At 56.9% G+C, this 18,205-nt stretch carries 18 protein-coding genes; all 18 read left to right on the top strand.

The window, feature by feature from the left end:
* The first annotated feature begins 4 nt into the window (after nucleotides 1-4).
* The 18 genes from DWQ09_07685 (at nucleotide 5) to DWQ09_07600 (ending at nucleotide 18,153) form a co-directional block, all read left to right on the top strand.
* Complete coding sequence (locus tag DWQ09_07685) at nucleotides 5-796, top strand: ABC transporter ATP-binding protein (protein ID KAA3628546.1); 792 nt, start codon at nucleotides 5-7, stop codon at nucleotides 794-796.
* Nucleotides 797-823: 27 nt separating this feature from the next.
* Entirely contained in the window at nucleotides 824-1,720 is an 897-nt protein-coding gene (locus tag DWQ09_07680) for a branched-chain amino acid ABC transporter permease (protein ID KAA3628545.1), read from the top strand.
* A gap of 14 nt (nucleotides 1,721-1,734) precedes the next feature.
* Complete coding sequence (locus tag DWQ09_07675; protein ID KAA3628544.1) at nucleotides 1,735-2,811, top strand: branched-chain amino acid ABC transporter permease; 1,077 nt, start codon at nucleotides 1,735-1,737, stop codon at nucleotides 2,809-2,811.
* Nucleotides 2,812-2,918: 107 nt separating this feature from the next.
* Nucleotides 2,919-4,223: an ABC transporter permease gene (locus DWQ09_07670; GenBank protein KAA3628543.1), complete on the top strand. Its 1,305-nt coding sequence runs from the start codon at nucleotides 2,919-2,921 to the stop codon at nucleotides 4,221-4,223.
* 66 nt (nucleotides 4,224-4,289) lie between these two features.
* Nucleotides 4,290-5,138 carry an ABC transporter ATP-binding protein gene (locus DWQ09_07665; GenBank protein KAA3628542.1) on the top strand — a complete coding sequence of 283 codons (849 nt, stop codon included), beginning with the start codon at nucleotides 4,290-4,292 and terminating at the stop codon, nucleotides 5,136-5,138.
* 136 nt (nucleotides 5,139-5,274) lie between these two features.
* Complete coding sequence (locus DWQ09_07660; protein ID KAA3628541.1) at nucleotides 5,275-6,519, top strand: phenylacetate--CoA ligase family protein; 1,245 nt, start codon at nucleotides 5,275-5,277, stop codon at nucleotides 6,517-6,519.
* A 90-nt stretch (nucleotides 6,520-6,609) separates the two neighbouring features.
* Nucleotides 6,610-7,179: an alkylhydroperoxidase gene (locus DWQ09_07655; GenBank protein ID KAA3628540.1), complete on the top strand. Its 570-nt coding sequence runs from the start codon at nucleotides 6,610-6,612 to the stop codon at nucleotides 7,177-7,179.
* 28 nt (nucleotides 7,180-7,207) lie between these two features.
* Nucleotides 7,208-7,417, top strand: coding sequence for a dodecin domain-containing protein (locus DWQ09_07650; protein KAA3628539.1), 210 nt, complete (start codon nucleotides 7,208-7,210; stop codon nucleotides 7,415-7,417).
* A 291-nt stretch (nucleotides 7,418-7,708) separates the two neighbouring features.
* The gene (locus DWQ09_07645; protein ID KAA3628538.1) at nucleotides 7,709-8,458 is read left to right on the top strand and encodes an electron transfer flavoprotein subunit beta/FixA family protein; all 750 of its coding nucleotides are present in this window, start codon (nucleotides 7,709-7,711) and stop codon (nucleotides 8,456-8,458) included.
* Nucleotides 8,459-8,511: 53 nt separating this feature from the next.
* Entirely contained in the window at nucleotides 8,512-9,441 is a 930-nt protein-coding gene (locus tag DWQ09_07640) for an electron transfer flavoprotein subunit alpha/FixB family protein (protein ID KAA3628537.1), read from the top strand.
* A gap of 15 nt (nucleotides 9,442-9,456) precedes the next feature.
* Entirely contained in the window at nucleotides 9,457-10,659 is a 1,203-nt protein-coding gene (locus tag DWQ09_07635; GenBank protein KAA3628536.1) for a CoA transferase, read from the top strand.
* 286 nt (nucleotides 10,660-10,945) lie between these two features.
* The gene (locus DWQ09_07630; protein KAA3628535.1) at nucleotides 10,946-11,860 is read left to right on the top strand and encodes a LysR family transcriptional regulator; all 915 of its coding nucleotides are present in this window, start codon (nucleotides 10,946-10,948) and stop codon (nucleotides 11,858-11,860) included.
* 127 nt (nucleotides 11,861-11,987) lie between these two features.
* A complete protein-coding gene (locus DWQ09_07625; GenBank protein KAA3628534.1) occupies nucleotides 11,988-12,389 on the top strand; it encodes a LysR family transcriptional regulator in 402 nt (133 codons plus the stop codon).
* Nucleotides 12,386-13,165, top strand: coding sequence for a molybdate ABC transporter substrate-binding protein (gene modA, locus DWQ09_07620; protein KAA3628533.1), 780 nt, complete (start codon nucleotides 12,386-12,388; stop codon nucleotides 13,163-13,165). The genes DWQ09_07625 and modA overlap by 4 nt, the downstream gene beginning before the upstream one ends.
* Before the next feature lie 18 nt (nucleotides 13,166-13,183).
* Nucleotides 13,184-13,852, top strand: coding sequence for a molybdate ABC transporter permease subunit (modB, locus tag DWQ09_07615; protein ID KAA3628532.1), 669 nt, complete (start codon nucleotides 13,184-13,186; stop codon nucleotides 13,850-13,852).
* Nucleotides 13,845-14,999 (top strand): ABC transporter ATP-binding protein, encoded by a 1,155-nt coding sequence (locus DWQ09_07610; GenBank protein ID KAA3628531.1) that lies wholly within the window; start codon nucleotides 13,845-13,847, stop codon nucleotides 14,997-14,999. Before modB ends, DWQ09_07610 begins: the two co-directional genes overlap by 8 nt.
* The gene (locus DWQ09_07605; GenBank protein KAA3628530.1) at nucleotides 14,999-16,039 is read left to right on the top strand and encodes an FAD:protein FMN transferase; all 1,041 of its coding nucleotides are present in this window, start codon (nucleotides 14,999-15,001) and stop codon (nucleotides 16,037-16,039) included. Before DWQ09_07610 ends, DWQ09_07605 begins: the two co-directional genes overlap by 1 nt.
* Before the next feature lie 401 nt (nucleotides 16,040-16,440).
* Nucleotides 16,441-18,153 (top strand): alpha/beta hydrolase, encoded by a 1,713-nt coding sequence (locus tag DWQ09_07600; GenBank protein KAA3628529.1) that lies wholly within the window; start codon nucleotides 16,441-16,443, stop codon nucleotides 18,151-18,153.
* Nucleotides 18,154-18,205 lie beyond the last annotated feature (52 nt).

Raw genomic sequence — 18,205 nt, 5'->3', positions numbered from 1 at the left:
GCGAATGAACAGGGCATTTCCCATCGGCGATACCATGCTGGCGGTAGAGGATATTTCACTCTCCTTCGGCGGCGTGCGGGCGCTTGCCAATGTGAGCTTTGATGTTCCCAAACATTCTATCGTCGGCATCATCGGTCCCAACGGTGCCGGTAAAAGTTCGATGCTCAACGTGATCAATGGATTCTACAAGGCCCAGGGAGGTCACATCACATTCAAAGGCAAAAAACGCCGGTACATGCACCCACACGAGGCGGCCCGGAACGGCGTGGCGCGCACGTTTCAGAATATTGCGCTGTTCAAGGGCATGAGCGTGCTCGACAACATCATGACCGGACGCACCCTCAAGATGCGCTCCAACCTGTTGGCGCAGGCATTCTACCTGGGTCCGGCGAAACGCGAAGAGATCGAGCATCGTCGGGTCGTCGAAGAGGTGATCGATTTTATGCGCATCCAGCACGTGCGCAAGACCCCGGTCGGCCGTCTACCCTATGGGATGCAGAAGCGTGTCGAATTAGCGCGAGCCTTGGCGGCCGAGCCGGAGTTGCTGTTGCTCGATGAGCCTATGGCTGGCATGAACACCGAAGAAAAAGAGGACATGGTGCGCTATATCCTCGATGTCAACGAGGAGTTTGGTACTACGATCATCCTCATCGAACACGATATGGGCGTGGTCATGGATGTGTGCGATCAGGTGGTGGTGCTCGATTATGGCGGCAAAATTGCCGATGGTACTCCCGACGAGGTGCAGAAGACCCAGGCTGTGATCGATGCCTATCTTGGTGTTCCGCACGATTGACCTGTTTAGTGAACTGAGGCGAGGCGTATGCTCTTCTTTCTCGAAGCAACCATAAGCGGGCTGACAGCCGGGGTTATGTACGCCCTCGTGGCGCTGGGGTTCGTGCTCATCTTTAAAGCTTCCGGTGTGTTTAACTTCGCTCAGGGTGTCATGGCGCTCTTTGCCGGCCTGACGCTGGTCGGGTTCATGGATGAGTTTGGTATGCCGGTCTGGCTGGCGCTGATCAGTACCGTTGGCGTGATGATCGGGTTGGCGTGGCTGATTGAACGGTTGGTGCTGCGTAAACTGGTCAATCAGGAGCACATCATTCTGTTCATGGCAACCCTGGGGCTTACCTATGTCTTGGAGGGCATGGGCGACATTTTGTGGGGCTCCGATGTCAAATTGTTGGACATAGGATTGCCGCAGGGCGCCAGCGATTGGCTCTTGGACGGCTATGGGCTCTATGTGGAGAAGTTGGAGGTCGTTGCTGCAGTCACCGGTGGTGTTCTGGTAGTGATTCTGGCGATTTTCTTTCAAAAGACGCGCATTGGACGGGCGCTGCGCGCGGTTGCCGATGATCATCAAGCGGCACTTTCCGTGGGGATTAATTTACACACCATATGGGTGATCGTCTGGTCGGTTGCCGGCGTCGTTGCGCTGGTCGCCGGGATCATGTGGGGCACCAAATCGGGCATACAGTTCTCTCTATCGCTTATTGCATTGAAAGCACTGCCGGTGCTTATGTTGGGTGGATTCACTTCGATTCCGGGAGCGATTATTGGCGGACTGATAATCGGCGTAGGCGAAAAGTGGGCTGAGATCTATATTGGTCCCATGGTGGGTGGAGCGATCGAGAACTGGTTCGCCTACATGCTGGCGCTGCTGTTCCTGCTATTTAGACCGCAGGGACTGTTTGGCGAAAAGATCATCGAACGCGTTTAGGGGAGAGGGCGGAAATGTTTTACAGAGAGGCTGGACAGTTCAAGACCTCCTACGCGGCCGATCAGGGTTTGTTGCCGATAGTCCAGGATCGTTGGTTCGTAGTGGGGTTGTTGTTGGTGGCGTTCATTGTAGTGCCCTTCATCGGCAACGATTACTGGTTCAACGCGTTGTTGACCCCCTTCCTGATCTACGCCATGGCGGCGATCGGGCTCAATATCCTGACGGGGTATTGCGGGCAGTTGTCATTGGGTACTGGCGGTTTCATGGCGGTGGGCGCCTACGCAACCTATAAATTGATGACGGCATTTCCAGAACTCAATCTGATTGTGGTAATGGTTTTGTCCGGTGGGATTACCGCGGCTGTTGGTGTTTTGTTTGGTATACCGTCGTTGCGCATCAAGGGCTTCTATCTTGCCGTGGCAACACTGGCTGCCCAGTTCTTTATTATCTGGTTGTTCAACAAAGTGCCGTGGTTTTTCAACTACAATGCATCGGGTCAGATTACCGCGCCGCCCAGCGAGATGTTTGGCATTCAAATCACCGGAGCGGAGGCGAATCCCGCGATAACTTATCTGTTTACACTGAGCGTGGTGACTGTCTTCGCGTTGACTGCCAAGAATCTGGTGCGAAGCCGGGCGGGGCGCAGCTGGATGGCGATACGGGATATGGATATTGCCGCCGAAATCATCGGTATCCGTCCCTTGATGACCAAGCTGACAGCGTTCGCGATTTCGTCATTTTACATTGGGATAGCAGGGGCGCTGCTGTTCGCCATCTGGCTGGGGTCGGCGGAGGTGACGGAGGCGTTCGGCATCGACAAATCGTTTCTGGTGTTGTTCATGATCATTATCGGTGGACTGGGCAGCATCATGGGATCATTTTTGGGCGCCGCCTTTATGATGCTGCTGCCCATCTTTCTGAAGAATTTGTTTGTCGACGGGCTAGGATTTGGTACAGGTTTTGCGGAACATGTGCAGATCACCTTGATGGGCGTGCTGATAATTTTCTTCCTGATTGTCGAGCCACACGGCCTGGCCAGATTGTGGCAGATCGGAAAAGAGAAACTGAGATTGTGGCCGTTCCCCTACTAGCGGGGCACGGGTAAGAGATTCGTCCTGACCAAGGGGTTTTAACCCCAGGGCGAGGGGTCGGAGATGCCGGCCATGTGAGCCAAAGAAGAGGAGAGCATAACGTGAAAATGACGAAACTATTGGGAGGTGCGCTCGTGGCATCGCTGTTCGCCGGTAGCGCCGCCGCCTATGAACTTACCATTCCAACCCTGGATTATCGGACGGGTCCTTATGCCCCCAACGGTATTCCTTTCGCCAATGGTTATTCGGATTACTTCACTTTGTTGAATGAGCGAGATGGCGGTATCAATGGGTCCAAAATCAATCTGGTGCCTTGTGAGACCGGCTATAACACTCAGAAGGGTGTCGAATGCTACGAAAAGACCAAGAACGAAGGTAATGGCGCGATTGTCTATCAGCCGCTATCGACAGGCATTACCTATCAGCTGATCCCCAAAGTTACAGCGGATAAGATTCCTATGTACACCATGGGCTATGGTCGAACATCGGCCGCGAACGGGAAGGTGTTCGACTGGGTATTCAATGTGCCGCTGACCTACTGGGATGGAGCTACGATCGCCATTCAGCACATCGCCGAACAGGAAGGCGGAATGGACAAGCTGAAAGGCAAGAAGATCGCGTTGGTCTATCACAACTCCGCGTACGGAAAAGAGCCGATCCGCACCCTGGAAGAGATGGAGAAAAAGTTCGGTTACACCCTGCAACTGCTGCCTGTCGATCATCCTGGCCAGGAGCAGAAGGCGACCTGGTTGCAGATCCGTCGTGAGCGTCCGGACTGGGTATTGATGTGGGGATGGGGCGTAATGAACCAGGTGGCTGTCAAAGAAGCCGCCTCGATTCGCTATCCGATGGATCATTTCATCGGGGTGTGGTGGTCGGGTTCCGAGAACGACGTGGTGCCGGCTGGAGACGCGGCGCACGGCTACAAGTCGTTGGCATTCCATGCCGCCGGTTCCGATTTCCCCTTGCACAAAGACATTCTCAAGTACGTCTATGATGCGGGCAAGGCAGTAGATGGCGATTTTCGCGATCGCGTGGGCGAGGTGCTTTACAACCGGGGTTTGATCGCGGCTGTCTGGACTGCCGAGGCTATTCGCACCGGAATGAAGATCCACAATACCAATGAGGCGACCGCGGCGATGGTCCGTGATGGTTTCGAGAACCTCGACGTTAACGTCATCCGGCTCAAGGAACTGGGTCTGGAGGGCTTCACCTATGAGGTCAAGGTGAGCTGTGCCAATCATCGCGGCCAGGGCAAGGCGGCAGTTCAACAGTGGGACGCCAAGGCAAAACGCTGGAATCTGGTCAGCAAGTTCTACCCGCCGCTCGACGACATCGTGTGGCCGCTGGTAGAGGAGGATTCCAAGAAATACGCGGAAGAAAACGGTATCACACCGCGTAGCTGCAACTAGTCGTAGGGAGTACAAGACCAGGGGCGTGTCCCCTGGTCTTGGCCCATTCTTCTCGAGGAATTCAGGATGTCGCTACCGGCCCACAGCAAAGGCGCGGATACCCAACCTGCGCCAAATACGATTTTGTCCGTCAACAATATCGAGGTGATCTACGATCACGTCATACTGGTGTTGAAGGGCGTCTCGCTTGAAGTTGAACGGGGAGGCATAGTCGCATTGCTCGGGGCCAATGGCGCCGGCAAGACGACTACCTTGAAGGCTATATCCAACTTGTTGCGCGCTGAACGTGGCGAAGTAACGAAAGGCTCCATCGAATTCGAAGGCGAAGAAATCCAACATTTAAGCCCTCACGAGCTGGTACAACGCGGCTGCATACAAGTCATGGAAGGGCGGCACTGTTTTGAGCATCTGACCGTCGAAGAGAACCTCATGACAGGTGCTTACACGAGGCGCGCGGGGCGCAAAGAGATACGCGACGATCTGGAAATGGTCTATCACTACTTTCCAAGGCTTAAGGAACGTCGTCGTTCGCAGGCAGGTTATACCTCGGGTGGCGAACAACAGATGACCGCGATAGGCCGCGCCTTGATGGCGAAGCCAAGAATGATATTGCTTGATGAGCCATCGATGGGATTGGCCCCCCAATTGGTGGAGGAGATTTTCGAGAACGTCCGCCGCCTCAATGAAGAGGAGGGGGTGAGTTTTCTGCTGGCCGAGCAGAATACCAATGCCGCCCTTCGGTACGCGAATTACGGATACATTTTGGAGACCGGACGTGTGGTGATGGACGGTGACGCAAAAACCCTGGCAGAGAATGAAGACGTCAAGGAATTCTATTTGGGCATGAGTGGCGATGAGCGCAAGAGTTTTCGTGATGTAAAACACTATCGCCGTCGTAAACGCTGGTTGAGCTGAATGCTCTGTCAAAAGGCGATAATCCGGATGGTTGTGTATCGCGCAATCCCAGGATGTCCGCCAACCCGGAATCAATCCTAAGTCCAAGGGCTGGTGGGGATGTATAGCGGCCTGGTATCACTGAAACGGAGGAAACATGGGCCATACCGGTATCTACTACGATGAACTGGAGACCCGATCTCCGGAGATGCGGGAGAATGCCCTGTTGGCCGCTCTTCCGCAGCTGGTTGCTCATGCCAAGAACAACTCACCCGCTTATGGCCGAATCCTGGAGAACATCGAACCGCAGGTAATCACGCAGCGTTCGGCATTGGCGCAATTGCCGGTTACACGTAAATCGGAGCTTTTGGTGCTGCAGAAGCAGCACCTGCCCTTTGGCGGGTTTGTAACGCAGGCCACGGGAGAGTTGGCGCGGATCTTTGTATCACCTGGACCGATCTATGATCCGGAATCACGCGCCACCGACTATTGGCGTTTTGCGCGTCCGCTCTATTCCGCGGGCTTTCGATGTGGTGACGTTATCCAGAATTGCTTCTCCTACCATTTCACTCCCGCGGCATCCATGGTCGAGGGCGGCGCCGCCGCTTTAGGGTGCGCTGTCATTCCTGCGGGTGTCGGGCAGACCGAGATGCAGGCACAAACCATTGCGGCTGTACGTCCCAAAGGTTATGTAGGAACGCCGTCTTTTCTGAAAATTATTCTCGAGAAAGGCGATGAGTTGGGATTGGATCTTTCCAGCCTCAAGCAGGGCGTTGTCTCCGCCGAACCTTTCCCTCCTTCGCTGCAACGCGAGTTCAAGGATCGAGGCATCGATGTTTACGAATGCTACGCCACCGCCGATTTGGGTATGATCGCCTACCAGACCGCCGCACGCGAGGGACTGATCGTGGAGGAGGGCGTGTTGGTGGAGATCGTCCGACCCGGCACAGGAGATCCGGTGGCAGCGGGTGAGGTGGGAGAAGTTGTCGTCACGTCTTTTAACGAAGCTTACCCGCTGATTCGTTTCGCGACAGGCGATCTCTCGGCGGCCTTGCCAGGGGTATCGCCATGCGGACGCACCAACATGCGTATCAAAGGGTGGATGGGGCGCGCAGATCAGACCACCAAGGTCAAAGGCATGTTTGTGCATCCTTCGCAAATTGCTGAAGTGCTGAGGCGCCACCCCGAAGTGCAGAAGGGTCGATTGGTGGTCGACAACGAGAATGCTCGCGATCGTATGCGGCTCAGTTGTGAAGTGGCGAGCGATGATGCGTCGCTGGCCAAAGCTATTGTTGAGACCATGCAATCCGTGTGCAAGCTGCGCGGCGAGGTCGCTTTTGTGAAACCCGGAGCCCTGCCTAATGACGGTAAGGTGATTGATGATGTCCGGACCTACGAGTAGCCGCAGGTCGAACGCTGCCTCGCGCAACTACGGTTGACCCTTGGAACGGAATTAATCATTATCGATCCACTCCCCATTCGAGGTGCCAGCATGGCGCAGGAACCCATTAGCCGTTTTCCGGTGCCGGAGCTCGCGGAGCTTCCCGAGGACATTCGCCTGACTATCGAAAAAGTCCAGGAGAAGGCCGGTTTCGTCCCCAATGTGTTTATCACACTGGCCCACCGACCCGATGAATTTCGTGCTTTTTTCGCCTATCACGATGCATTGATGCTGCGTAAAGGAGGACTGAGCAAAGCCGAACGCGAGATGATCGTCGTTGCAACCAGCGCGGCCAATCAGTGCCACTATTGCGTGGTCGCCCATGGGGCTATTCTGCGCGTCTACGCCAAAGACCCGTTGATTGCCGACCAAGTGGCGATCAACTACCGAAAGGCTCCTTTGACAGCTCGCCAAACAGCGATGCTCGATTTTGCACTGAAGGTAGCCACGTCCTCACATCTTGTTGATAATGCCGACTACGATCTGCTGCGGCGGCACGGATTCGACGACGAAGACATCTGGGATATCGGTGCAATTGTCGGTTTCTTCGCGTTGTCCAACCGGATGGCCAATCTGATCAATATGCGGCCAAACGCCGAGTTCTACGGTATGGCACGCTAATCAGTCAGGGTGAGAAACGGGGGGGCTTGTGAACGATCACGTATACAAGAAAATCGAGCTGGTCGGTACTTCGCCAGATAGCATAGAGGATGCCATCGAAAACGCCATCACGCGTGCCAACGAAACCATCCGCAATGTCCGTTGGTTTGAGGTCACCGAAACCCGGGGTACTGTTCATGACGGAGAGGTCTCCGGTTATCAGGTGACGGTAAAGATCGGATTTACTCTCGAGGAGTAGCTAGCCCTGCGGCGGCGGGCCGGTATCGAATGCACGGGATTACCCGCAGTGGTGATATGAGCACCAAGGGCGAGAGTCTTCGTGAGTCAGCAGGCCACAGAAGGGCGTGCGCGGCGCCAATGGCATCAGGCTAGCGGGTCGGATTGCGATTAATTGACGTTAACGTAAACGACAGTATACTGGCGGCTGCGGATTATCGGGGCAGTAAGCGGACCGCCACGCGCTTAGTTGTGCCGTTAGTGATTACCTATAAGAAACAAGACGTTAAGAGTCAGTATCAGAGGATCTGCCATGAAAGTGCTGGTCGCGGTAAAGCGGGTGATTGATTTCAACGTAAAAGTGCGGGTGAAGGGCGACGAGAGCGGCGTAGAGCTGACCAACGTGAAAATGGCTTTGAATCCTTTTGACGAAATCGCCATTGAGGAGGCGGTGAGGCTGAAGGAAGCCGGCACAGCCACCGAGGTGATCATTGTTTCGGCCGGCGAGCCCAAGGCCCAGGAACAGATCCGTACCGCGCTCGCGCTGGGCGGAGATCGTGGGATTCATATCGCGGCCGACGTCGAACTCCAGCCTCTGGCCGTAGCAAAACTCCTCAAGGCTGTGATCGAACGCGAAAACCCCGAACTGGTGATTCTCGGCAAACAGGCTATCGATGACGATGCCAACCAGACCGGACAAATGCTGGCTGCGCTCCTGAACTGGCCGCAAGGCACCTTCGCCTCCAAGTTAGTACTGCAGGGCGGCGAGGCAACCGTGACCCGCGAGATCGATGGCGGCTTGGAAACTGTGGCCCTGAAACTCCCTGCGGTGATCACGGTTGATTTAAGACTCAACGAGCCCCGTTACGCCAGTCTTCCTAACATTATGAAGGCCAAGAAAAAGCCGCTCGATACCCTGACCATAGATGAACTCGGTGTGGATGTCGCTCCGCGGCACACCACGCTCAAGGTGACTGAACCGCCGAAGCGCGCCGGAGGTGCGAAAGTAGCCGATGTCGCCGAGTTGCTCGATAAACTCAAGAGCGAAGCGAAAGTCTTATGAACCCAGGTCCTGCCCCTGGGTGTTGAAAGCAGATTTAGTTTGAGGAACGACTCATGAGCATTCTGGTCATTGCCGAACACGATAACCAAAGCCTCAAGCCCGCCACCGCGCACACGGTCGGCGCGGCTACCCAGCTGGGGGAAAACGTCACCGTTCTGGTCGCCGGCAGGGATTGCGGTATGGCTGCCGGGCAGGCGGCGCAGCTGCAAGGTGTTGCGCGGGTTTTGAGTGTCGACGATGCGGCTTACGAGCACCCGTTGGCGGAAACGTTTACGCCGCTGATTAGTGGGCTCGTATCCGACTATCAGTATCTTCTGGCACCTGCGACTACCTTTGGCAAGAACCTCCTGCCTCGTGTCGCGGCTCTCCTGGATGTGGCAATGCTGTCGGAGGTGATCGGTATCGACGGACCCGATACCTTTCGCCGCCCCATCTACGCCGGCAATGCCATTGCGACCGTCAAGACGGCGGATCCGCTCAAGGTGATGACCATTCGGGCGACCGCCTTCGATGCCGCGCAGCCGGGTAATAGTGCCCCGATCGAATCGATCGGGGCGCAAGAGCCCGCCGACAGCTCGCGCTTTGTCGATCACCAGCTGACCGAAAGCGCCCGCCCCGAACTCACCGAAGCAAAGATTATCGTCTCCGGAGGTCGCGGGGTCGGAAGCGGCGAGAATTTCAGCATAATCGAAGCACTGGCCGATAAGCTGGGAGCCGCGGTGGGCGCCAGCCGCGCGGCGGTGGACGCCGGGTTCGTTCCCAATGACTACCAGGTGGGGCAGACCGGCAAAATTGTTGCGCCGGAGCTCTATATCGCGGTGGGTATCTCGGGGGCTATTCAGCATTTGGCGGGAATGAAGGACAGCAAGGTAATTGTGGCGATCAATAAGGATGAGGAGGCACCGATTTTCCAGATCGCCGATTACGGTTTGGTTGCCGACCTGTTCCAGGCGGTGCCGGAGTTCACCGAAAAACTCGGCTGATTGTAACCGCTCTCCATGAGGGGTGATCTGCTTGAAGGTGTTCGCGTACTTGATCTGACCCGGCTGCTCCCCGGTCCTCTTTGCACACAACATTTGGCTGATTTGGGCGCTGATGTCATCAAGATCGAGGATACCCACGGTGGCGATTATGGCCGCCATGGCCTCGGCACTGGCGGCGACACCGATCCGGACTATTTTGCGACGGTCAATCGCGGCAAACGGAGCCTGGCACTCGATCTGAAACAGACCGAAGGCCGCGAGCTCTTCTGTAAGCTTGCCCGCACGGCGGATATCGTGGTCGAAGGATTTCGCCCTGGCGTGATGGAACGGTTGGGTATCGGTTACGCTTCCCTGCAGCAGATCAACTCAAAGATCGTCTTTTGCTCCATTTCCGGTTATGGACAAACAGGTCCCTACCGGAACCGGGCTGGGCACGATCTTAATTACTGCGCTTTGACGGGGATGATCGATCAAACCGGGCAGCCTGCCAGCGATCCTGTTATTCCGGCCTTCCAGATCGCCGATCTTGCCGGTGGTACCCTGACCGCCCTGGCAACTCTGTTGGCAGCTCTGTACAAGGCGCAGCGCAGCGGACGTGGGTGTCATATCGATGTGGCAATGGCCGATAGCGTCATGGCGCATTCCATACTCTCGCTGGCGGTAAACCAGTCGGTCTCTGTTGAGCAGGGTCGTGGCCAGGGCGCGTTGAACGGTGGTCTGCCGTGCTATGGCGTCTACCGGACCGCGGATGGACGCCACCTGGCGGTGGCGGCGCTGGAACGCAAATTCTGGGAGCGGATGTGCCATCAGATCGAACGGCCCGATCTGATAGAGCGTCATTCGGCTTCCGGCACGGATGCGCAACTGGTGCGCGGTGAACTCGAAAAGGCGTTTGGGCGCCGTACCCTCAAAGAATGGCTGGATCTGTTCGATGATGCCGATTGTTGTGTCAGCCCCGTACTGCGCTTCGATGAAGCCCTCGAACATCCGCAGTTCATCGCCCGCGCGCTATTCAACAGGGATACATCCGGCAGCGTCCGCAGTTTTGGATTTCCCGCTGTCATCGATGGACAGCGATACTCGGCAGAATGCGCGGCACCCACCTACGCGCAGCATGGTCGTGCCATCGTCGGTGAACTCGGTTATTCAGATGAGCAGATCACTGCGCTGATCGATTCAGGCGTGATCAGACTCGCTGGCCGCCAGGGCGAAAGCTAGTCCTGAGCCACATCAACCCGCCCGGTGCCTGGAGAGAGGCCTGAGCGGCGAGTGAACCGTCCTTTCCAATCTCGAAGACTCCGGACACCACTATCCGTTAGGGCTATATCTACATTATGGGGCCATTAGTTTAGAATGGTCCGGCGGAACGTGACAAAAGCGACCAGTGACGGTCGACGGCGATAGAGAACACTTAAAAAAGCGTTTCCGCCCGTGACCCCGTTCGAGCTGTCATTGGCAAGGCAGAGGACGGCCGCGCGTAAAAAACCATTGAGGCACGCCAGCTATGATTTTGAGCACGAATATCCGCATGTTTTTGCTTGCGGCGCGTCACCTGAGCTTTACCGTGGCAGCCCGCGAAGCATTTGTATCGCAGCCCGCCGTGACCGTGCGCATCAAGAAGCTTGAAGAGCATCTGGGCGTGGAACTGTTCACCCGTATGCCCTCGGGATTGCGGCTGACGCCGGCGGGCACCGTCTTCTACGAATACGTTCAGAAGCTGGAGATCATGGCCTCGGAGGCTCATCGCGCAGCCAAGGACATAGCTGAAGGTGATGAGGCGCATCTCTATCTGGGTGCCAATCGTAGCGCCACTTCGTACATGCTGCCCGGACTCCTGGTAACGTTTCGTCGCGAGCACGAGCGAGTGCGCATCCGTACCGAAGTCGAGTCATCCGACAAGCTGTTGGAGCGCTTGTTCGCCGGTTATCTGGATGCGGTAATCGTCGAACAGGCGGTGGATGAGGAGCGCTTTATGGTGACACCGCTGCTCAAGGACGAAGTGATAGTGATCTGTCGGGAGGATCATGAACTGGCCAGCAAGCCGTTGTGCACCCTGGAGGACTTGTGTGCATCTCCACTGATCACTCACGAGCCGGACTCCGGGACCCGGCAGTTGCTGGGAGAGCGGCTTTCGCTCGAGGAAAAAAGTGATAACGACCTGAACATCGTGATGGAGCTTCAGAGCAGCGAGTTGGTAAAGGAGATGACCGCGAAGGGTCTGGGGATAGGTCTCGTGTCAAGACTCAGCATGTCCGATCAAATGCGACCGCAAGGACTTGTGATCCGCAGCCTGGAAGGCGATCCGCTCTATCGTTTCTTCAGTCTGGTCACAACCGAGAAGGGTGCGGCGCGATCCAAGGTGCAGGATCTGATTCGCATTGCCCAGCAGATCTATACCGAGGATATGCTCTTCGAATAGGGTCGCATTGAGTTTGCGGCAGGGACCAAAACACGGCGGCGCGACCCGCCGTTTTTTTCGTTGCGTCCATCGACATCGGCATCCCTGCCATTGACCATCGTTATTCCCGGTCATATATTTCGCTTCGATGAGCGCGCGCAAAACTTCTGTAAAGTCCACCGCTGCCCAATGCCGGGTCAGGGGTCAGGTCTGGATTGAAGGGCCACATGGGGCGTTATTGGGAAACGGGCGCGTGGAACTCTTGGAACAGGTGCGTGCGGAAGGATCCATCACCGCCGCGGCACGTGCCATGGGGATGTCGTATCGCCACGCGTGGGAGTTGATCGACTCCATGAACCGACAGCCGGATGGTCCTCTGGTACTCAAGTCGGCCGGTGGCCGGGGTGGGGGTGGTGCCCACCTGACGCCGGCGGGGGAACGGGCCATCGCCGTTTTTCATGAGCTGAATACCGCGTTCCAGGAGTTCGTCGATCAACGCACGCAGATGCTCTCATTAACGCCGGATACCAACCGTGAAGTCGAAAAATGAGCGACAGCTCCGGTAGCCGGCTGACGGGGGGAAGGGTGCTCGCTGCGGTGCTGATCATGGCTGCACCGGTCCATGCCGAAAGTGCCGAGATCCGCGTTGGCGTTGCAAGCAACTTCGCTGGGGCGCTTGCCGATCTGGCTGAGGACTTCCAGCGCAGAACAGGACACCGCCTGGTGATCAGTTCGGGTTCCACCGGCAAACTCTATGCGCAGATAAAGAATGGAGCACCGTTTGACGTTTTTCTGGCTGCCGATGGAGAACGGCCGCAGCGACTCGAAGAGGAAGGTGAGAGCATAGCGGGAACACGTTTTACCTACGCCATTGGCAGACTTGTGCTCTGGAGCTCACAGCGGGATCTGGTGGAAGGGGAAGGAGAAGTGCTAACGACCAATCGATTCAAACGGTTGGCTATAGCCAATCCGGACACGGCACCCTACGGTCGCGCTGCACGGCAAGCGCTCGAAGCTCTGGGGCAATGGGAACGGCTGGAACCGCGGCTGGTGCGCGGTGAAAATATTGCGCAGACCTTCCAGTTTGTTGCCAGCGGCAATGCCGAACTGGGACTGGTGGCACTGGCCCAGACGCGGAGTTTGCGTGACGAGAGGGGGTCGGCGTGGCTCTTGCCCGCTTCACTATATCACCCGATTGAGCAGCAGGCGGTTCTCTTGAAGAGCGCGCGCGAACCAGGAGCGGCGCGCGAGCTTCTTGACTACCTGCGCAGTCCGACTGTGCGTAAATACCTGGAATCTTCCGGGTACGAAACCAAGTCCGAGTAGCGAGCAGAGACAACGGATATGGATTGGATCGCCTTCACGCTTTCGCTGCAGCTATCCCTGGCGACGACGGTGATACTGCTCTTCGTTGGAATGGCGGTTTCACGAAGTCTGGCATGGCATAACTTTATGGGGCGAAGTATCGTAGAGGCGGTGGTGGCGTTGCCGCTGGTGCTGCCCCCGACTGTATTGGGCTATTACTTGCTGGTAGCGCTGGGAGCCGGATCACCCTTTGGGCGGCTATTCCAGGCGGTGACGGGAGATACCCTCGCTTTTTCTTTCAGCGGCCTGCTGCTGGCTTCCGTCATCTACAGCTTACCGTTCGCCGTACAACCCATGCTGCGTGCGTTCGAAGCCATCCCCTTCGATCTTCGCGAGGCCGCCTGGTGCAGCGGACTAAGCCGCTGGTACACATTCTGGCGAATCGAGCTGCCACTTGCCTGGCCCGGTGTTCTCACGGCGATGGTGCTGAGTTTTGCGCATACCATGGGTGAATTCGGCGTGGTATTGATGGTGGGCGGAAATATACCGGGTGAAACCAAAACCATATCGATCGCTATCTACGATAAGGTGGAGTCGCTTGACAACACCGCCGCGGGAACCATGTCACTGGTATTGTTGATCTTCGCATTGGTCACTATCAGCCTGGTCTACATGGTGAATCGGCGCATGGATCATCGTTATGTCTGAGCCGGTGGCGCGCGAACTCTCAGTATGGCTCCGCCAACAGGGACCGATTCCACTCGATGTGGAACTGGACTGTCAACCGGGTGAACTGTTGGCGCTGGTTGGACCGTCCGGCAGCGGAAAATCAACGATACTGCGCAGCATCGCCGGGCTCTATCGCCCCCGCAGGGGGGTTGTCGAATGCGGCGGCAAGCGCTGGCTCGATACCAACCGTGGAATCGATGAAAAGCCGCAGGCGCGGCGTGTCGGGCTGATGTTTCAGCACTATGCCCTGTTTCCCCATCTCAGCGCCCTCGACAACGTGAAAGCAGCGTTGGGACATCTCCCGGAGTCGCAGCGTGATCAACGGGCTCAGGAGTTTCTGGCCCGCGTGCATCTATCCGGTATGCGAGACCGTAAACCGGGCAAACTGTCAGGGGGCGAACAGCAGCGAGTCGCGTTGGCACGAGCACTGGCTCGCGAGCCGCAGGTGCTGCTGCTCGATGAACCTTTCTCAGCCGTCGACCAGGTGACGCGCCGCAAACTACGATTGGAGTTGATGGCTCTGGTCCGCGCGCTCGACATCCCCATCATACTTGTGACGCATGATCTGGATGAAGCCTGTATGTTGGCGCAGCGCATGTGCATTCTGCGAACTGGGCGCACTCTCCAGAGCGGCGTACCCCAGGAGGTGATGAAAAGACCGCGCAACGCCGAGGTCGCCCGCCTGATGGATCTGCGCAATATTTTCCCAGGTGAAGTAGTAGCATCCGGGGACGACGGAACAACGCGCTTGAAGTGGCGCAACCAGGTATTGACCTTGCCGTACTGCAGTCGGTATCGACCGGGTGAGCCAGTGACCTGGTGTATCCCTGCCGAGCAGGTGCTGTTACATCGCCGCGATCGACCGGCTGCGCGAGGTGCACGGGAAAATCCGGTGACCGGCACGGTAGTCGAGCTCCTTACCGTCGGCGGAATATCCAGCGTACTGTTGGCGTTGGGTGAATCTGAACGGGATCGCTTGCACATGGATCTGCCGCCTCACGTGATCCAGCGCAGTCAATTGCAGCTTGGTGACACCGTCACCATGTCACTGCTCGGGGAATCCATTCACTTGATGCCCTGGCAGGAGTTGAATCCACGCAGCCGCGGCGATGGGGGCAATGTGTGATGAGTCGTTGCAGGAGTGTGATGATCGGAGTGCTGCTGCTCGCGGTTTTGGTCGGCTGCAGTCGGCCCACAACCTATAACCAGCGTATTTATGTCTTTGGCACATTGGTTGATGTGACGGTGTGGGGGATCCCTGAGGATCAGGCGCGTGCTCGGGTGGATGAGTTGGCACAGGCATTCCAAGGCATGCATACCGCCTGGCATGCGTGGCGGCCGGGTGCGCTGGGTGATCTCAATGAGGCGATTGCACAGGGACGCGATGTCGAAGTGGCCGGCGATCTCGTGCCGTTATTGCGCCAAGCCACCGATCTCTACCTGAAAAGTGACGGGCTGTTCAATCCCGCGATCGGTCGTTTGATCGCGTTATGGGGGTTTCATAAGGATGATCCTTTGGACGGTCGTCCGCCACCGGCTCCTGAGGTGGTCGCAACTCTGGTAAGCAGCGATCCGGGTATGGACGATCTAATCATTGAAGGCAATCGGGTCAGCAGCCGCAATCGTGATGTACAGGTGGATCTCGGTGGATTTGCCAAGGGTTATGCGGTGGATTGGGCAATAACCAGTCTGCGCCGCAACGGTGTCGAACACGCCATAGTCAATGCCGGTGGCGATCTACGCGCCATCGGTAGCAAGGGAGAACAACCGTGGCGCATTGGAGTACGTCATCCGCAGGGGAATGGGGTACTCGCGGCGATTGAAGTGCAAGGTGACGAAAGCATATTCACTTCGGGAAACTACGAGCGCTACAACGAGCATCAGGGTATCCGTTATCCGCACATTATCGACCCGCGTACCGGCCAACCGGTGCAGGGGGTGACCTCGGTGACCGTGATTCATCACAATGGTGCCGAAGCCGATGCCGCGGCCACGGCGCTGGTGGTGGCTGGAGTGAAAGAGTGGCCGCGTATCGCGCGCCAGATGGGAATCGATCGAGTGATGTTGGTCGAGGAGAACGGAATCGTGCACATGACGCCCGCAATGGCCGAACGGGTAGCGTTCCAAGGCCAACGCCCACCGGTACAGATCACCCCGCTGCCTTGAGTCTCTCCAAGCCGCGAATTTCATGCAGTAGGATGTTTTGGTTACCGATTGTTTGATATAAAACATCGAGAACCTATCTTAGAATCCCGCGCGTGCTGTGTTGAGCCCCAGAGGTGCGCTGGGTAGGCCCGAAGGCGCAGCCAATAGCAACGCTATTGGCAAGTCGAGAACACCGCCAGCGCACCTCTGGGGCCAACCCGAAGGGCCGGGCGCTCGTGGCTCCAGCGCGGTGTTGCGGCTCGCTCATTGGGAATGACCCAACCACGCTCGCCGCGCCTAGCGCTGGAGCCACGAGCGACCGGCACAGCTCGCGGGGGATTCTGAGATAGGTTCTAGAGTTAACCACAATGTTGCCGTACGTTCGATGTGCCCTGCGATAGCCCGGATCGAAAAGGTCGCCCATGGCCGATCTTGAATCACGACTGCTTGGCAACTTGCAGTCCACGATGCAGCAGATGGCTGATCCTTTCGGCATGCTCGAAGCCTGCTGGAGGGTGCAGAAAGCCTGGATGACGCATCCTCAGGCTCTGACTGAACAGCTCAGGGAGTTACACGCGGGTATCGCGATGCTGCAGGTCCAGGTGCAGCGCAGAATGGCTGGTCTGGATGGCGAAGATGTGATTCCGCCCGTGCCCTACGATGAGCGCTTTCAAGAGCCCGTATGGCGGGATAATCCTTGCTTCGACAATCTCAAGGAAGTCTACCTGCTCTACACCCGTTGGTTGGAAGATGCGATCTATGCATCGCCGGGAGTTTCGTGCCACGAAAGAGAGAAGGCGGGATTCCTGACCCGCCAGGTGCTCAATGCGTTGGCACCCAGTAATTTTTTCTGGACCAATCCCGCCGCGATGCTGCGTTTCCTGCAGACCGGCGGCATGAGCCTGGTCGATGGTGCAGTCAACTACCTGAAGGATTTGCGTCGCGGCACCATCCGCATGGCCGACGATACCGAGTTCGAAGTTGGCCGTAATCTGGCCACAACGCCCGGGGCCATTGTCTACCGCAACGAATTGTTTGAGTTGATTCAGTACGCCCCTGCAACCGAGACAGTGCATGAAGTGCCTATTGTTTTGGTCTCCCCATGGATCAACAAATACTATGTGCTTGATCTTGACGAGAAGAAAAGCCTGATTCGCTACCTTGTTGCACAGGGATTCACAGTGTTCGTGACCAGCTGGAAAAACCCGACCCGGGAGATGCGCGACACAACCCTTGACGACTATATGCTAAAGGGAGTTCTGCAAGCGCTAGACGTTGCGCGTTCCATTGCCAACTCGCATTTGGTGCATCTGGCTGGCTATTGCATCGGGGGAACCATCGTTGCTGCGTTGATGGCCTGGTTGAATAACGGGGGCGAAGAGGACGGCGATCAGCCGGTGTCAGCTTGGTCGCTCTTCACCACGCTGGTGGATTTCGAGCATCCCGGCGAGATTGCTGTCTTTATCGATGAACGGACCATCGAAAATCTTGAGAGCCGCATGGCCAGCCAGGGGTATCTCGACGGACAGGATATGGCGGGCTCTTTTCGCGCGCTGCGATCCAATCCCCTGGTCTGGCACTATTTCATCAACAACTACCTCCTCGGTGAGGATCCTCCCAAGCTAGACGTCCTTTTCTGGAACATGGACACCACACGTATGCCCGAAGCGATGCATTCTTTCTATCTGCGCGAGTTCTATCTGCACAATCGCTTGATCGAGAGGGATGGTGTGGAATTGGGAGGACGCGGTATCGATCTGCGCAGGATACGCCAACCCCTTTATGCTGTCGGGGCCGAGCAGGATCACATTGCACCGTGGCAAGAGACCTTCAAGATTGGTGCATTAGTGAGTGGTCCGGTGCGCTATGTACTCGCAACATCGGGCCATATCTTTGGTGTCATCAATCCCCCGGTGCAACCACCGAAGCGGCGCTACTGGGCGGCAGACCTGGATAGCGGCATAGATGCCTTGACCTGGCGTGACGCAACGTCCAAGGTGCCCGGTAGCTGGTGGGAGGATTGGATTACCTGGTTGCGTCCGAAGTGCGGCGCCATGGCTGCTCCCCCGCAACTGGGGTCGGAAGCTTACCCTGTCCTTGGCGATGCACCGGGCAGCTACGTGTTGGAGCGCTAAGTCACAGTAGTCCAAGGTGCGAAGGAAGAGGTGTTTTTCTGATGCGGGCCGT

Source organism: Pseudomonadota bacterium, from assembly GCA_008501635.1.
Taxonomy (GTDB): Bacteria; Pseudomonadota; Gammaproteobacteria; order QQUJ01; family QQUJ01; genus QQUJ01.
This window is presented reverse-complemented; position numbering and strand designations above follow the sequence as displayed.

What these genes read in the sequence shown, in the direction of transcription:
- modA (KAA3628533.1), top strand. Translation starts at nt 12,386, where the DNA reads ATGAGCGACAGCTCCGGTAGCCGGCTGACGGGGGGAAGGGTGCTCGCT.
- DWQ09_07665 (KAA3628542.1), top strand. Translation starts at nt 4,290, where the DNA reads ATGTCGCTACCGGCCCACAGCAAAGGCGCGGATACCCAACCTGCGCCA.
- modB (KAA3628532.1), top strand. Translation starts at nt 13,184, where the DNA reads ATGGATTGGATCGCCTTCACGCTTTCGCTGCAGCTATCCCTGGCGACG.
- DWQ09_07625 (KAA3628534.1), top strand. Translation starts at nt 11,988, where the DNA reads ATGAGCGCGCGCAAAACTTCTGTAAAGTCCACCGCTGCCCAATGCCGG.
- DWQ09_07640 (KAA3628537.1), top strand. Translation starts at nt 8,512, where the DNA reads ATGAGCATTCTGGTCATTGCCGAACACGATAACCAAAGCCTCAAGCCC.
- DWQ09_07610 (KAA3628531.1), top strand. Translation starts at nt 13,845, where the DNA reads ATGTCTGAGCCGGTGGCGCGCGAACTCTCAGTATGGCTCCGCCAACAG.
- DWQ09_07680 (KAA3628545.1), top strand. Translation starts at nt 824, where the DNA reads ATGCTCTTCTTTCTCGAAGCAACCATAAGCGGGCTGACAGCCGGGGTT.
- DWQ09_07605 (KAA3628530.1), top strand. Translation starts at nt 14,999, where the DNA reads ATGAGTCGTTGCAGGAGTGTGATGATCGGAGTGCTGCTGCTCGCGGTT.
- DWQ09_07645 (KAA3628538.1), top strand. Translation starts at nt 7,709, where the DNA reads ATGAAAGTGCTGGTCGCGGTAAAGCGGGTGATTGATTTCAACGTAAAA.
- DWQ09_07600 (KAA3628529.1), top strand. Translation starts at nt 16,441, where the DNA reads ATGGCCGATCTTGAATCACGACTGCTTGGCAACTTGCAGTCCACGATG.
- DWQ09_07685 (KAA3628546.1), top strand. Translation starts at nt 5, where the DNA reads ATGAACAGGGCATTTCCCATCGGCGATACCATGCTGGCGGTAGAGGAT.
- DWQ09_07655 (KAA3628540.1), top strand. Translation starts at nt 6,610, where the DNA reads ATGGCGCAGGAACCCATTAGCCGTTTTCCGGTGCCGGAGCTCGCGGAG.
- DWQ09_07635 (KAA3628536.1), top strand. Translation starts at nt 9,457, where the DNA reads ATGAGGGGTGATCTGCTTGAAGGTGTTCGCGTACTTGATCTGACCCGG.
- DWQ09_07660 (KAA3628541.1), top strand. Translation starts at nt 5,275, where the DNA reads ATGGGCCATACCGGTATCTACTACGATGAACTGGAGACCCGATCTCCG.
- DWQ09_07670 (KAA3628543.1), top strand. Translation starts at nt 2,919, where the DNA reads ATGACGAAACTATTGGGAGGTGCGCTCGTGGCATCGCTGTTCGCCGGT.
- DWQ09_07675 (KAA3628544.1), top strand. Translation starts at nt 1,735, where the DNA reads ATGTTTTACAGAGAGGCTGGACAGTTCAAGACCTCCTACGCGGCCGAT.
- DWQ09_07630 (KAA3628535.1), top strand. Translation starts at nt 10,946, where the DNA reads ATGATTTTGAGCACGAATATCCGCATGTTTTTGCTTGCGGCGCGTCAC.